The organism is Leptospira noguchii serovar Panama str. CZ214, from assembly GCF_000306255.2.
GTDB classification, from domain to species: domain Bacteria; phylum Spirochaetota; class Leptospiria; order Leptospirales; family Leptospiraceae; genus Leptospira; species Leptospira noguchii.
Genome location: NZ_AKWY02000024.1, coordinates 156,354 through 171,088, shown reverse-complemented (window position 1 = coordinate 171,088; position 14,735 = coordinate 156,354). Strand labels below are relative to the sequence as shown.

General features: G+C 35.5%; 10 protein-coding genes. 2 read left to right on the top strand and 8 right to left on the bottom strand.

What is annotated here, in order from left to right; translation table 11 throughout:
* Positions 1-58: 58 nt before the first annotated feature.
* Positions 59-1,120 (top strand): saccharopine dehydrogenase family protein, encoded by a 1,062-nt coding sequence (locus LEP1GSC059_RS14410; RefSeq protein ID WP_002177459.1) that lies wholly within the window; start codon positions 59-61, stop codon positions 1,118-1,120.
* 286 nt (positions 1,121-1,406) lie between these two features.
* Here the strand turns inward: LEP1GSC059_RS14410 and LEP1GSC059_RS14405 are convergent, their stop codons facing one another.
* From LEP1GSC059_RS14405 to LEP1GSC059_RS14380, 6 genes are read right to left on the bottom strand one after another with little or no spacing between them, the layout of a single operon-like run.
* Positions 1,407-2,549 carry a M23 family metallopeptidase gene (locus LEP1GSC059_RS14405; RefSeq protein ID WP_017214384.1) on the bottom strand — a complete coding sequence of 381 codons (1,143 nt, stop codon included), beginning with the start codon at positions 2,547-2,549 and terminating at the stop codon, positions 1,407-1,409.
* Positions 2,542-3,540 (bottom strand): N-acetylneuraminate synthase family protein, encoded by a 999-nt coding sequence (locus LEP1GSC059_RS14400; RefSeq protein ID WP_020980987.1) that lies wholly within the window; start codon positions 3,538-3,540, stop codon positions 2,542-2,544. The genes LEP1GSC059_RS14405 and LEP1GSC059_RS14400 overlap by 8 nt, the downstream gene beginning before the upstream one ends.
* A 15-nt stretch (positions 3,541-3,555) precedes the next feature.
* Positions 3,556-5,511: an LTA synthase family protein gene (locus LEP1GSC059_RS14395; protein WP_017214383.1), complete on the bottom strand. Its 1,956-nt coding sequence runs from the start codon at positions 5,509-5,511 to the stop codon at positions 3,556-3,558.
* Between the two features lie 11 nt (positions 5,512-5,522).
* Complete coding sequence (gene feoB, locus LEP1GSC059_RS14390; RefSeq protein ID WP_017214382.1) at positions 5,523-7,628, bottom strand: ferrous iron transport protein B; 2,106 nt, start codon at positions 7,626-7,628, stop codon at positions 5,523-5,525.
* On the bottom strand, positions 7,615-7,860 hold the full coding sequence (locus LEP1GSC059_RS14385) for a FeoA family protein (protein ID WP_002177498.1): 246 nt from the start codon (positions 7,858-7,860) through the stop codon (positions 7,615-7,617). Before LEP1GSC059_RS14385 ends, feoB begins: the two co-directional genes overlap by 14 nt.
* Entirely contained in the window at positions 7,857-9,149 is a 1,293-nt protein-coding gene (locus tag LEP1GSC059_RS14380; RefSeq protein WP_017214381.1) for an ABC1 kinase family protein, read from the bottom strand. Before LEP1GSC059_RS14380 ends, LEP1GSC059_RS14385 begins: the two co-directional genes overlap by 4 nt.
* 170 nt (positions 9,150-9,319) lie before the next feature.
* Here LEP1GSC059_RS14380 and LEP1GSC059_RS14375 point away from each other — a divergent pair, with 170 nt between their 5' ends.
* Complete coding sequence (locus LEP1GSC059_RS14375) at positions 9,320-11,323, top strand: helicase (RefSeq protein ID WP_002177528.1); 2,004 nt, start codon at positions 9,320-9,322, stop codon at positions 11,321-11,323.
* Between the two features lie 385 nt (positions 11,324-11,708).
* Here the strand turns inward: LEP1GSC059_RS14375 and LEP1GSC059_RS14370 are convergent, their stop codons facing one another.
* Both LEP1GSC059_RS14370 and LEP1GSC059_RS14365 read right to left on the bottom strand, forming a co-directional pair.
* Positions 11,709-11,978 carry a hypothetical protein gene (locus tag LEP1GSC059_RS14370; protein WP_000454661.1) on the bottom strand — a complete coding sequence of 90 codons (270 nt, stop codon included), beginning with the start codon at positions 11,976-11,978 and terminating at the stop codon, positions 11,709-11,711.
* 80 nt (positions 11,979-12,058) lie between these two features.
* Entirely contained in the window at positions 12,059-14,599 is a 2,541-nt protein-coding gene (locus LEP1GSC059_RS14365; RefSeq protein ID WP_017214379.1) for a methyl-accepting chemotaxis protein, read from the bottom strand.
* Positions 14,600-14,735: the final 136 nt, after the last annotated feature.

Below are 14,735 nucleotides of genomic sequence, written 5' to 3'. Positions count from 1 at the left end.
CGTTTTCAAATTCCTGTCTAAACTTGACTAATTCTTGTATTTAAGGTAAATTTGGTTTATGGCCGCTAAAAAAAAGAACTGGCTTCTATATGGAGCTAATGGTTATACGGGGAAATTAATTGCTAGAAAAGCCGTGAAAAGAGGACAAACACCGATCCTTGCTGGAAGATCCGAATCTAAAATTCGTTCTGTTGCCGAAGAACTAGGTCTTCCGTTTAAAATATTTTCTTTGGAAAATCTGAAAGAAATTCAAAACCAGATTTCAGGAAGTTCTTTAGTTCTAAATTGTGCCGGTCCATTTATAGAAACAGCCATTCCAATGGCAAAAGCTTGTATAGAATCTAGAGTTCATTATTTGGATATTACCGGAGAAATTCCGGTATTTGAAACGTTATATTCCTTATCCCCTAAAGCACTTGCAAAAAATATAATGTTACTTCCGGGAGTGGGATTTGACATAGTACCCACGGATTGTCTTGCGGTAATGCTCAAAGAAAAACTTTCTAAAGCACATTTTTTAGAATTAGGATTTACCGGTTTTACTGACTTATCCAGGGGAACTTTAAAAAGTGCACTGGTTCAGCTTCCTTATGGATCTAAGATAAGAAGAAACGGAAAAATCGAAACGATTCCACAGTTGAGTTTAAAAAAAGTAGTGGAGATTAACGGGCATTATGCGGAATTTTTTGCGGTTCCTTGGGGAGACGTTTTTACTTCATTTATTTCCACGGAAATCCCAAACATCACAGTATATTCTTCTTTTCCGGAATTACAAACTAAGATTTTGAAATTATTACGACCTGGTATTTTTTTCTTAAAAAATACCACAATTTTAAAAGGAATACAAAAAATTGTAGAAGTAACTGCAAGTGGTCCAGATGAACAAAAAAGAAAAAAGGGAGAAGTGCTTCTTTGGGGAGAAGTTTGGAGCGAAGCGAATTCTAAGAGAGTTTCCATTCGTATGCGTTGTACGGAAGCGTATGAATTTACCGTTGAATCTGCGTTAGCTGCCGTTTCTAAAGTAGAAAAAAAGAAATTCCATGCAGGTTTTACTACTCCTGCAAAAGTATTTGGCTCTAAGTTTGTATTAGAAATTCCGGGAACTAAAATTTTATCTTAGATTTTGAATATAAGTTAGAGTTAAGTTGATTCCATTTTTAGATTTCTTAATCAAAAATTGGAGTTTCTTTACTTTTGTAAAAGTGGCGAGAGAGAAAAAATGTAAAAAAAGTAAATAAGTTTTTTAGAATATATTGTTCTGCTTAAGTGATTCTAGGATTTAAAAATATATTTATTTTTTATAAAATATTGATTGTTTAATTTTATCAAGCGCCTTGTAAAAACTTGGAAAATAGTTTTCTACGAATTTGTATTCGGAAAGTTTATCTATTGATTACGTTCAAAAATCAATCCACTCCGTTTCTTTTGAAAAAAAACTGAAGCAGTTTGCGAACTTGAATGGGAATAAGACCGTTTCCTAAAAATTCACCGTCTACCCAGATTTCAAAATGTAGATGAATATTTTCTGCGAGACCTTTCGCTTCTTCTAATAAACCTGAATTTCCAACGGTTCCGATCGGTTCTTCTTGTTTAACTTTTTCGCCTACTTTTATGTTTTTATAAATCGAAGAAAGATGATTGAAGCTAGTCATTACACCGTGACCGTGATCAATCCATACCTGCCTTCCTCCAAAATCTTTTTCTACATAAGTTACAGTTCCTTTTTGGGATTGGGTAGTATGGTATTCATAATCGGACAAAGTCATAGGGGAATATAAATGATCTGCTCTAACTACAACTCCATCCGCGGGAGAGATTGCCTCGTCTTGGAAATTTAAGTTTCGAACTTGGCCATCTATATCTCTTTTTTTGTATATATCGATTCCCTTATGAACTCCGTTTCGATAAGTTCTAGGAGCGTTCGGCAGTTGAGAGTCAAAATCGGGAATGAGTCCACCCGGAACTGGAAAAGAATAACCTCTAAACCTAGGTTCAATTCCGTTTAAAAGTTTTTGATTTAAAAAAAGTTTAAGATCGCTGACTACAACTTCACGATTTGTGGAGTCCGGAAAAAAAATTCTCAAAACGGATGCGTCTATATTTTCAAGTTTATGAAAATTATATAGTTCTACGTTTTGATTTGTAAAAATGGTTCTCCAGTCGTCTCGGATTAAAACTTGGATCTCGTATTTTTTTACGGCTCTTTCTTTTCTAAAAATAGGAACTGTAATTTCTAAACCGTTGATCAATCTTTTCGAACCGAAGTCCACGATGATCCATTCAGGGCCGGAACGATTGGCAGAATACCAATGTGTGTTTGGATCTGAATCAAAAAGATTAAATCCACCGTATTCAGCGGAAAATGAGGACGATACGGAATAACTAAAAGGTGCGGCCACCCATCTACCAAAATCAATAAAATCCACTTCTGAACCTAAATTTCCGTAGGCGGTAGGCGCACTTATGACAGAAGTAGAAACAAAAGTCGTCAGAAATAAAATTCGTAAAATTGAATATTCTAATTTAAAAAAATAGAATTGATTAGACATGGAAAGGTTTTCCTGGTCTTGGGTTCAGGAAAGTTGTTTTTTCTGTTTCCCAGGAATCTAAATATTTTGTGTCTTTTTGAGTCAGATCTGGACGAAGTGCGATCGGATTTCCTTTGAGGTCCGCATATAGGGATCTTCTGCCGAAAAATCTTCCGTTTATTTCTTCTGGCCAAGGTTTTTTTCCGCCATTCCCTTTCATTTTCCAAGAGATAAAAGCATTTTCACAAACACTTTTTAGTTCTTCCGGATTTGCGGAGATTACATGATCGGGACCGTTTAAATTTTTATCTAAAGTAAAATGTTTTTCAATCATACAAGCTCCTAAGGAAACTGCAACAGATGCGGCAATACTTCCGGCGGTATGATCCGAAAAACCGATTGGAAAAGTATAAAGATTTTTGAATGTTTCCACAACTTTGAGATTAGCTTTTTCGGGAGGAGTGGGATAAATAGAAACGCAGTGTAAAAGACAAAGTTTATCTGTTCCTTCTTTTTCTAAAAAGGAAATGGCTCTGCTCAGTTCAAAAAAATCTGCAGCCCCCGAAGAAAGAATTACAGGTAGTTTAGATTTTGCAGTTTCTGAAAGAAGGGTTTTGTTGGTTACGTCTCCGCTTGCAATTTTGATTACTGGAACTTGTAGATTTATAAGCAGATTTAGAGAACTGATACAAAGAGGAGTAGAGAAAAAAATCAAACCTTCTTCTTCTGCGGTTTTTTGAAATTTTTTATGCATCGTTTCGGATAGTTCATATTTTTTGAATATATCTACCAAAATTTTTGCTTCCGGATTGTGAATGTCTATAAATTCCTCTGTGACATAGGATTGAAATTTTACCGCTTGAGCTCCAGCTTTTCTGGCGGCTGCAATTGTCTTTTTACCAATTTCTTCATCGTTGTTGTGATTGAGGCCAATTTCTGCTACAACAATTGGAGGATGTTCAGGACCTATGTTTAATTTGGATGCGATTGAAAATTCTTTTGAAAAGTTCATAGTTTACTTCGTGTTTTATTTTTGAGTTGGATATATAAGATTTCGGCTCATTAGCTCATAACTTAAGTTCCAAAATGATTTTGCTTTTAGATGATACATTTCGCATTGAACCGGATCGTTTTTACATTCTTCGGTTTCTCCGATTCTCGGAACAATAGAGAAAGAGGAGTTTCTAATTTTGTCTGTAAAACTATAGAAGATCCAATTGTTTTCAATCCAACCGAATAAATTTCCAAAAGCGAAATAGGCTCTTCCGCCTTGAATTTGTTTGTCTAAAAGATTTCTACCCATTGCGGAGAAATGTACTTTTTTACCCACGATTCCTAAAATTGTGGGAATGACGTCTAGTTGGGAAGAAATTCTATCATCTATCTTTGCGGAAATTTTTCCGGGAGAATAGATCAAAAAAGGAACATTTCTATCTTCGAAATAATCTAGATTTCTATGATGTGTGTGGTCTCCCACAAATATAAAAACGGTGTTTTGAAAGTAGGGGGCTTTTTTAGCTTTTTCTAAAAATAGATAAATCGATTTATCCGCGTAACTATATACGTTGAAGTAATCTGCTTCTTCAAGTTTGGAGGAGAATATCTCGTCTTCTGGAGTGGGAACCTTATAAGGATAATGAGTGGTTAGAGTCAAAGTAGCCGCAAGAAAAGGAGTATCTTGTTTTATTAGAATTTCATGAAATTCGTTTAACAAATCTCCGTCGTAGTAACCCCAGGGACCAGGTTTATATTTATTTAAAGAATCGAAGTATTCTTGGCCTAAAATGGTATCAAAACCCCAGTGCGAAAAAAGAAAACTCATATTATCAAAGTTTACGTCTCCACCGTGAACAAATAAGGTTTTGTAACCGATCGATTTCAAAATGGTTCCGAGCCCACTAAAACGGCTTAAGATTCTGGGAGTTCTGACTACGGTCAGACCAGGACCGTCTGGTATTCCGGTTAACGTGGATAAAAGACCGTTTGTGGTTCTTCCCCCGCTTGCGAAAAAGTTGGGGAAGTAGGTTCCTTGTCGGATTAAATTTTCGAAATGTGGGGCGATCAATTTGCCTTCGGGAAGAATTTGTCCGTTTGTATAAGCGTATTTTCCGGTCCAACTTTCCAAAAGAATTAAAACAATGTTAGGCGGTTTTCCTGGATTGGTTTTTTCGGTTTCTCTCAATAAAGGATATTCTTCCGAAATAAATTTAGAAGTCGGATATTCTATTTCTTTTCGAACAGAAATGACCGCATCTTGATAAGTGATTTGTAAATTGTTCGGAATCGATTGATTTTTAATATCCATAACGGAGGTAAAAATTCCGTTTAATACCAATTGATTGACTATATAAGTCTCTGAAATCATTGCGTCGCTCGCACGGAGCGGTCTGGATTGAAACCCACCTCGCACGAGCAAAAATAAAATTGGAACAATAAAAGGAAGTTGTAGTAACTCTGATTTTTTTTGAGTCGGGTTGAATATATATAATTTTTTTTGAATGTACTGATAAATCGTAAATGGAAGTAAAATTCCAATTAACAAACAAGAAATGATCGCTAAAATTGTATGGCCTACAAAAAAAGCTTTGAAAATGATCCAAAACTCAGTACCTAAAAATATAAAACCTTCGTAACCTAAATGTTTGTTTGTTTCTCCAAAATATAAAACGTCTCCGATTAAATGAGACATTGCCCAAAAATATAGAACGATCGGAGAAATTCCCCAAAAAAGAGAGTAAGTCCGGAAACGATTAAGAGGATAAATCGAGGACAAAATCCAAAAGGGTCCGATTAAAATTGCACAGACAGAAAGGTCAAAACGAATTCCGACTAAAAATGCCAATATAATTTCAAAAAAAGACACGGAAGAAAATTTAGAAAGGAAAACGATCGTAAAACTAATTCGATACGTAGTCAGTAAAATCAAAAACAAAATTGTAAAACTTAGGATAATTTTAAAGTTAGATGGGATTTTTTGAAACATTCTAATTTTTTCTAAGATAATAATTGCCAGATTTGGAATACTATAAAAGAAGTAGAATATGCTAAAATTGTCATATATGTAAATAGAAACAGAGGCCAAAAAACGGAATTTGTTTCTTTTTTTACCACTGCCAAAGTGGACATACACTGACAGGCGAACGCAAAAAACAGAAGTAAACTTACAGAATTACTAAATCCCCAAACTGGTTTGCCGTTTTCATCTGTATCTTTTCGAAGGGCTTCTTTAAGATCGTCTGTGGATTCTTCCCCGCCGACTCCGTATATGATGGAAAGTGTGGAGACCATAATTTCTCTTGCAGCAAAAGAAGTGATGATCCCGATTCCCATCTTCCAATCAAAGCCGATCGGTTTTAAAACAGGTTCCATAAATTTACCACTACGTCCTGCGTAGGATTCTCGGATTTGTATTTTTTTGAGTTCTGCTTCTGTAAGGTTTGGATAGAGGGAAGAGTCGATTCTGGGATAATTTGCCAAAAACCAAAGTAAGATAGAAATAAACAGAATGATCTGTCCTGCGGTAGATAAAAATGCTTTCAACTTTTTGAATACAGTAAGAGTCAGACTTTTGATCGAAGGAGTGTTGTAGGCCGGAAGTTCCATTAAAAAATAGGAAGAATCCGATTTAAAAAAAGTCTTTTTGAAAACTAAAGCCGTGAGCATAGAGGCAATCATTCCCAAAAGAAAAAGTCCAAACATAGTAAGCGCTTGAACGTTAAAAATTCCCCAGATATTTTTTGAGGGAAAAATTGCTCCGATCACTAAAATGTATACCGGATAACGCGCAGAACACGTGATCAAAGGAGAAACTAAAATCGTTGTTAGTCGATCCGATTTGTTTTCAATTGTTCTAGTTCCCATAATTGCAGGAACTGCACACGCTGCGGAAGACAATAATGGAATGAAAGACTTACCCGAAAGACCGAACTTTCCCATAAAACGATCCATTACAAAGGAGGCCCTTGCTATATAACCGGTTTCTTCCAAAATACCAATAAACAAAAACAAAAGACTGATTTGCGGAATGAATACTAAGACGGCTCCGACTCCTCCTATAATTCCTTCTTGGACTAAAGAACGAAGAGGACCTTCTTCTAAAAAACCTCCTACAAAGGTTCCTACATTTCGAACGCAGGATTCTATCCAATCCATAGGCATTTCAGACCAAGTAAAAAGTGCCTGGAATACCAAAGCCATAATTCCTAAAAAAGAAACTAGTCCCCAAAAAGGATGTAGTAGAATTTTATCCGCTTTAGAAAGAACCTTTTCGTTCGGAATCGGATCACCTACAATCGCATTACTTAATATTTTTTTAATATAGATGGATTTTTGGGTTAACTCTTCCAGATAAGTGAAACGTTTGCCAAAACGCTCAAATTTTTCACGGATGAGTTTTGAGGGAGTTTCCGAAAAAAGAGAAAGTCCAGGAAGACCTTTTTGTAAAACTTCGCCAGAAAGTTCTTTAAGAGAATTGGTCAGAACGAACTTTAAAGAATTGGAATGTTCTGTGGAAAGTGAATTTAAAAGATCGTTTAAAAAATTTTCTCTTTCCGAGTCCCACGGAAAGGATCGAGTGGGAAGGCAAAACGCTTTTGGAGAAACGATTCGGTCTTTGAGTTCTTTGATTCCTTCTCCATTTTTAGGATTTACGTATTGAAATAAAATTCCGAATTCGTTTGAAAGTAAATCTAACCTCAGTTGAATCCTTTTTTTTTCTAAAACGTCTTTCATCGTGACTGCTACTAAAACGGGAACGTTTAACTCTAGTATTTGAAGTAAAAACTGAAGGCTTCTTTCTGCAAGGGAAGCGTCCATTACAAAAAGTATACGGTCTCCCGCTTCGTGACCTATCAGAACTCTACTTGTAATTTGTTTATCTTCTGAATTTCCTCCCAAACTAAACGCACCGGGAAGATCCAAAATTTTTACAGATTGATCTAAGTGATGAAATGTACCTTCTGCTTTTTCAACTGTGACACCGTGATAGTTTCCGGTTTTTTGTCTAAGCCCTGTTAGTCGATTGAATAAAGTCGATTTTCCACAATTCGGATTTCCTGCCATCAAGATCCGAGACGTTTTAGAACTATCAGAATGACCCACGGATTTCTCCTACTTGAATCAATTCCGCTTCTATCTTGCGGATTGCTATTTCTACTTCACCCGCTCGTATTACCATCTTGTTTTGAGAAGAATATTTTTCAAGAACCAGAACGAAAGTGCCCGGAAGTAGTCCTATGTCCAAAATGTTTCGGAATAGTTCTTCTTTACCCGGTTTAGAAAGTAAGGAAACGATGGGGGCTTCTTGTCCCTTTTCTAATTCGTCTAACATCATATTAGAAATTTATCACGATCTCGAATCAGGTCAATTTCTGGAGCCATCGTTTTTACGTATCTGTCGAAGTATAAAATTTGTTTGATTAAAAGTCCGAACTCTTTTGGAACTTTTAAACCGTTTTGAATTGAAATTTCTCGGAACTCAAAAAGAATTGCGTTTAATTTTTTATCGTCCAAGGATTCTAAATCTCCCATCTGAACCTTCAAGACCATTTCGGTCATTTTAGAAAAGACGGTTTCCAAATCTTTTGATAGTTTCTTTTCGTCCACACCTTTGGCGGTAGAATCCATCTGTATCAAACCTTTGGCGATCTTTTCGGTTCGGTTTAAACTAAGCCCTTCTAAAAAGATCATCAGACCTTCCCAAACGTGGGGAGAAATTCTACCTACGATACCGAAATCTATAAAACCAACTGTACCGTCTCTAAGAATCATTAAATTTCCTGCATGTACATCCGCGTGAAAAAAACCACTTCTAGAAAGTGTGGAAAACCAAATTTCAAGGGCATCTGTCAAAGTTTTTTGAGGATTGGAAGAATACCTACGGATTGAATTTTCGTCCGTGATTGGAGCCCCGTAAAAACGTTCTAAGGTGAGAATTTTTTTCGTAGATAATTCTCTGTAAACCTTGGGAACTCTGGCTCTGGTTTCTCCCATAGAAAGAAGTTCCTTTTCGAACTCTTCTATATTATTTGCTTCTTTGTAAAAATCAATTTCTTCTAATATAGACGTTTGGAATTGTTCCACCATGTCTGCAATACCGGATTTACTTAGCCCGGGAGCAAATTTTTCAAAAAGAACCGAAACAAAGTAGATAAGGTTTAAATCGGCGGATAACGTAGATTCTATATCTGGTCTTTGTACTTTAATTACTACGTCTAATCCGTCTTTGGTGATTGCGGAATGCACTTGTGCGATAGAAGCGGAGGCGATTGGAATCGGTTCCACACTTAGGAAATGATCTGAGAGTTTTCCACCTAACTCCTTTTGGATGATAGTTTTTATCGTAGAATAAGGGATTGGACGAACCTGATCCAAACACTTTTGCATTTCGTTAACGAACTCGTCTGGAAAGAGGGAAGGAGCGGAGGCAATCAATTGACCTAATTTAATATAGGTGGCGCCTAACTCTTCGAATGCTTCTCTAAGTCGAATCGGAAAAGTATCATCACCCAATACAAGGTCTTTTAAAAGAAGAACGGTTTTTGTGGAGAATACAAAACTGCTGTTTAGAATTCGAGAAGCGCCGCCAAAACCAATTTTCAGGGAATCAAAAAAACCGGCCATAATCACAAATATTTTGGGCTTAGATTCAAAATACAACTACAGAAAAGAAGTCTGAAAAAATGGATGAATTCACCCGGATGTCTGCGAGTCAAACTAGCTTTTTTGTTTACGAACGAGAGCAAATTCTGATTATGGCTACATAAAATACCCGTCTCGGCGTATCTTCTCTTATGAGTAACGATTCAGTATTACTTCAGGAACTCGATAAACTGGAACAGAACGACCTGAAGAAAGTCGCTGGTCTTTGGAATCTTACAAAACTTCCTTATAAAGAAAAAAATAAAAACGTAACTTATCTCTACGAAATTTTTCAAAACGATTTTTATCTAAAAGGAGTTCTTGAAAAACTTACTCAATTACAGGTTACGATTTATTCTAGTATTCTTAAAAATAAGAATGTACTTACTCTGGGAGAAATTTCTAGAAAGGTAAACATCCCTCCGATTAACGTAGAGATGGAATTGAACCTTTTACGAAAATACCATCTCGTTTATCAGAGAAAAAATAGAGAACGTCTTACTAATAATTTAGATAAATATCATGCATTTGAGGAAATTGCCGATCTGGTTCCTCTTGAACAGAATCTAAAGGGAGACAAGTATAAGATCTCTTTGGAAAAATACTTGGATCGAAAAAAGACAACCGAAATTTCAGATGAGTGGAAAGCGGTCGTTAAAGCTCCAAAACAATTAGACGGAATGAAGAAATTTTACGCTCTTGCTTCTTCCGAAGAAGGGATCGATCTAAATCTTCAATCTCTTTCCGAATTAGAAAGAGATACCTTGGTGAGAGTTTATCTAAGCGGTGGTGTTTCCGAAGCGGAAGATATACGCAGTTATGTTGTTACCAGTCGAGGAAAATACGAACTGATCATACCTGCTTTGATTGCCAAGGGCCTTGTAGTGGACGTTTGTTTTGTGGACGAAAAATTCGTGCGGGTGTTCGTAATTCCGGACGAAATTTTAAAATACGTTCAGACACATCCGATTTTACCTTCCGTAAAAAAAGGAACCAAACAAAGGACCGAAAAACTCGCAACCAACGATCTCGATTTTTTTCTCAATACAAAAAAACTCATATCTTACATCAGTCGCAAGGGATTGGTTCTTGCAAAATCCGGAAAGGTAAAACAAGCGGATCATAAAAGAACCGAACAAGAACTTCTCAATCCTGATATAGGGATTTTTCCGGAAAAAAGTCAGATTTATCAAATGGAATTGATTCTCCCAGTATTAAAACTTTTGAATATAGTAGATATTAAGGGAGAAAATATTGTACTCAGAGAAGAAATGAACGAGTTTAACGGAAAGGATATTTTCGAAATTATGAAACTCGTCGTACATGAAGTGAATGAAGCTCGAATGAAACGGGTTGTTCCTGCAGAAGTTTTTATTGCGACCGAAATGCCTTTTTACGATAAGCCTATCTTAGACAAATGTGTCAGTCTGATCATCAAGGCAAAACGAATTCATCTATCTGTAATTTTTTCTAATATCATTCGAGAACATTTAATACTTTCTCCCGGATTTAGGACTAAAAATTTTCAGTCCGACCTTGCAGAACTACGCAAGGAAATTATGAGTGTGATTTTTTATCTGCATTTGTTTGGTCTTTTAGAAGTAGAATATCCAAATCGGTTTCTTTCTCTTTCTAGGCTGGGAGAATATTTTTTTCAAACAGGAGAACTTTCTCATAAGACGGAGAAAGGTGGAATTACAATCAATCCGGACTTTACGATTATCGCGTTTCCGGATCGTGTTTCGATTTATGGTCTACATCTTTTAAAGGCTTTTACCGAACTCAAAGATTATGATCGAGTTTATACTTTCGTTTTGACTAAGGAAGCGTTTCAGTTGGGAATCCTTTTAGGATATAAACCTGTAGAGTTTATAGATTTTTTAAAAAGTTCTAGTAAAGCCGATCTTGCTCAAAACTTACTCTTTTTGTTAGAAGATTGGGGCGGAAATCTTCCAGTAGTAGAAATTACCGAAGACTGTGTTCTCGTTCGAACAAAGGATCAGAATACAATGGAACTACTTTTGGGACAAATCAAAGGAAAAAAAATCGTTTTGGATGAAATTGGTCCTACGGCCGTACTGGTAGATAAAAACCGAGTTCAAGACGTCATTACCGTTTCCGAAAAACTGAATTTAATCGTAAACCTAACTCGCTGACCCTCTACTTTAAAGTCAGTTTGTCCCAACATCTTCATAAAATCCTAAAAGAGCTAAAATTTTAAAGAAGCCGATTCTATTGGAATAGACGGGTCTCTTAAATATTTTTCCGATCGATTTATAATTCGTATTAAGATCAATAATTCGGTTTTCTAATTTTTAGTTTAGATCATTTTCTACCCGAATGCCAAAATCTTAAAACCCACGTTGTTTTGTTCGATTGCTGAGTTTAGAAAATTAAAATTTCAAAATATTAGAAATATGAAATATAACAAACTCTGATTTTTCTCTTTGAGAAGCTTTTTCGAAAATTGCTTAGGAAAATTTTTGATTTTAAGTCTGAAAAAAGTTATTTTTTGTTTTATTCACAAGATTCTAAAATAGACTATTCTTCTACTTTGATTTTAGATTTGAATTCCCATTTACGGTAAGGTGCTATGGCTTGGAGTCTTTCGTCCGTAACAAAAAAGAGAGCGTCTCCATACTTAACCAGCCCTCCTTTGTAGTGTGCATATTTGGTCTTATGATCAATAAGTCCTATTTCTCGGACTTTACTCCAATCGTCGCAGGTTTTGAGAGTGGGGACTTTTCTAAGATGCAACTCCTTGATCTTATTGTCTTTTACTGAGTCCCTGAGTACTTTTTCCCATTCCATAAGCGCAGAGTAAAACGGAGGGTGGAAAAATCAAGGGTTTCTTGTGCTTTTTAAATACTTTAAGTTAACCATCTTTAGAATTAAAGTTTAAAAAATACTACTTCGTGTTTTAAATCTTCGGCTAATTTCGCTAAGCCAATCGAATTGGAGCTAAGTTCTTCTGAAGAGGCCGCAGAGGATTGATTGAGCTCGTTGATTGTAGCGGTCGTTTTCGAAATTTCCTCAATCGCATTTTTCTGTTCTTGAACCGAAATTTGAATTACGTCGGCTCTATCTTTGACTTCTTTTGTGGTGAGATTCATCTGATCATTTTTGGAAAGTTGGTTTTCCATAAATTGATTTACTACCTTCATCTGGTGGTTGATTTCGGAAATTCCTTCTATGATACCACTGATGACGTTTACCGTATCCGTGATGTTTTGAATTCCGGCTCCGATTTCAGTTTCATTATTTTTAATAATACGTTCAATATCTTTAATACTGTTTGTAGTCTTATCTGCGAGTTTAGAAATTTCATCTGCCACGACAGCAAACCCTCTGCCCGCGTTACCGGCTCTTGCAGCTTCAATTGCCGCATTTAACGCCAAAAGATGAATCTGTTCCGAAATTGTATTGATGATTTCTATAACTCCTGAAATATCCTCTGAACTATTACTGATCTTAGTGATCGAATGATTGGTCAGTTCCAAGGAATTTCCTCCCTTTTTTGCTTCTTCTGTAATTCTTTCCACCTCTGACATCGTCTTTTCCATGTTATGCGAAATTTTATGAATTGAATCCGAAAATTGATTCATATCAGAAGCGAGTTGATTCAACAAGGAAACTTGTTCATTGGTTTGGATTTCCACTCCGTTCATACCGGCGACTATCTCTTCGATTGAAGACGAAATTTCTTCCGAAGAGGCCGCCTGGTTTTGCGTGTTTGCAGAGATAAAATTCAGGGCTCTAGACATCTCATCAGAAGAGCCTGCAAGATTTTCGGATGCGGTAATAATCTTATTTAAGATCTTTTTTACCTTTTTATTGAACAGATTGATCGAAACGCTCATTTCTCCGATTTCATCCATTGAAAAAACTTGAAGTCCTTTGGTAAGATCTCCTTCCGTCATAGATTCTAAAATTTTTCTACTTTCTTCCAAAGGACGAATCCTTTTTCTAAGAATTAGATAGATCAGAATTCCGATAAAAGAAAGACCAAAAAAAGAAATCCCGGTCATAACGTAAACACAAATGATTGCTTCTCCCGCGATCTCTTCGTTTTCAATTGAAGTAAACGTGATAAAATCGTATTTTTTATTTTTATGAAAAATTATATATCTATATTTACCTTCGGAAAGAAACCGAATTGGAACATCATAATTATAATTTTTAACTTGTTCATAAAGAGGGATATCTTTTAGTTTTTTCAAATATAAAGAAGAATTAATATGATTAATTACTGTTTCTTCACGATCCATAAGACCTATATGACCAGACTTCCCGATCTTAATCGAACCTATGATTTTTTGAGTAAGATCCGTTATTTTGAGAGAATACGCGATAAAAATGTCCGAGTTTTCAAAAATCGTTTCCACAATTAAAAGGATCGGAGTTCCAGAAATAGGGGAAGAGATGGGTTTGATAAAGAAAGTTTTATGTTTAGAAATCGTTTCTAAAACTATTTCTTTTGAAGGAAGTTGAAAGTCCTTTAAAATAGAATCTGCTTTTGGGCTCAGAGTTTCGGTTCCCGTTAAAACTTTCCAAGATTGATTTTCCGGTTTGATAAGCGAAATGAATTCATATTTTGGAGAACGTTCTAAAAGTGTTTTCAAAAAATTCTGAGTTTCGTCTTTTTTATAATTCTTAATTAAAGAAATAAAAAAAGGATCACTTTTAAGTTTTTCAGAGTCCGAGCGAACTTCTTCGAAAATGGATTCAGTAAAAATACTGAGAGTTTCGTTCATATTATTCATTTGATTGAAATAAGATTTTCTAATTCCGGAATAGTTGAGTTTAAAAACTAGACCTGAAACGGCGATTGCAAGAACGAAAACAATGAAAATAAAGGTTATCGTAAGTGAACGAGTTAGGCGGACCTTATTCAAAGAGGAAATGTTAATATGATCGAACGCCCCCGATTTGATTAGGTTGGAAGTTAATTGTTCCGAAGCAAAAAAAGTATATACCCCTACAAAAAGACACATAATGAGAGTAAGAGATCCCAGGTTGTAGTAATCTGCTGTTTCTAAAATTATAAATTGACTGAGTAGAGAGATCACTACAAAAGCAGTGACTAGTATTCTAAGACCTATGTCTATGGAGTGAAAAAGAGGAATTCGAAATACCGATTTTTGTGCATTGACTACGATCTGTTTATCAGTGATCCCTTTTTCTAACATAAAAAGATATTTATGAATGGGCTTTAATCTATATGTATCCGAAATAATTGCGAACAGAAGAGTAAAAATTGCGGTGATCAAGGTGATACGAATTGCAATCTTAAGTTGATCGGAATCCATTTCCAAAAATGTACTAAAAAATACAATGGCTATACCTATCGTAAGAGTAAATCCAACTACTTCGGTTATTAAAATAAAATGAAGAATGAATTTACGAATCGAATTTGTAATGTTGTCGTTCATGATTTTTATTCCGAAAGTATACGTTATATGTGTTGTATAAGTTTGTAGATTTACTTTAATTAATACAAGGACAAAGCAAAAAATATTAGATAAAATGAACGTTAGTTGCTATTTATATAAAATATCCCTTGGGAGA

What these genes read in the sequence shown, in the direction of transcription:
- LEP1GSC059_RS14410 (WP_002177459.1), top strand. Translation starts at nt 59, where the DNA reads ATGGCCGCTAAAAAAAAGAACTGGCTTCTATATGGAGCTAATGGTTAT.
- LEP1GSC059_RS14405 (WP_017214384.1), bottom strand. Translation starts at nt 2,549, where the DNA reads ATGTCTAATCAATTCTATTTTTTTAAATTAGAATATTCAATTTTACGA.
- LEP1GSC059_RS14400 (WP_020980987.1), bottom strand. Translation starts at nt 3,540, where the DNA reads ATGAACTTTTCAAAAGAATTTTCAATCGCATCCAAATTAAACATAGGT.
- LEP1GSC059_RS14395 (WP_017214383.1), bottom strand. Translation starts at nt 5,511, where the DNA reads ATGTTTCAAAAAATCCCATCTAACTTTAAAATTATCCTAAGTTTTACA.
- LEP1GSC059_RS14385 (WP_002177498.1), bottom strand. Translation starts at nt 7,860, where the DNA reads ATGATGTTAGACGAATTAGAAAAGGGACAAGAAGCCCCCATCGTTTCC.
- LEP1GSC059_RS14380 (WP_017214381.1), bottom strand. Translation starts at nt 9,149, where the DNA reads ATGGCCGGTTTTTTTGATTCCCTGAAAATTGGTTTTGGCGGCGCTTCT.
- LEP1GSC059_RS14375 (WP_002177528.1), top strand. Translation starts at nt 9,320, where the DNA reads ATGAGTAACGATTCAGTATTACTTCAGGAACTCGATAAACTGGAACAG.
- LEP1GSC059_RS14370 (WP_000454661.1), bottom strand. Translation starts at nt 11,978, where the DNA reads ATGGAATGGGAAAAAGTACTCAGGGACTCAGTAAAAGACAATAAGATC.
- LEP1GSC059_RS14365 (WP_017214379.1), bottom strand. Translation starts at nt 14,599, where the DNA reads ATGAACGACAACATTACAAATTCGATTCGTAAATTCATTCTTCATTTT.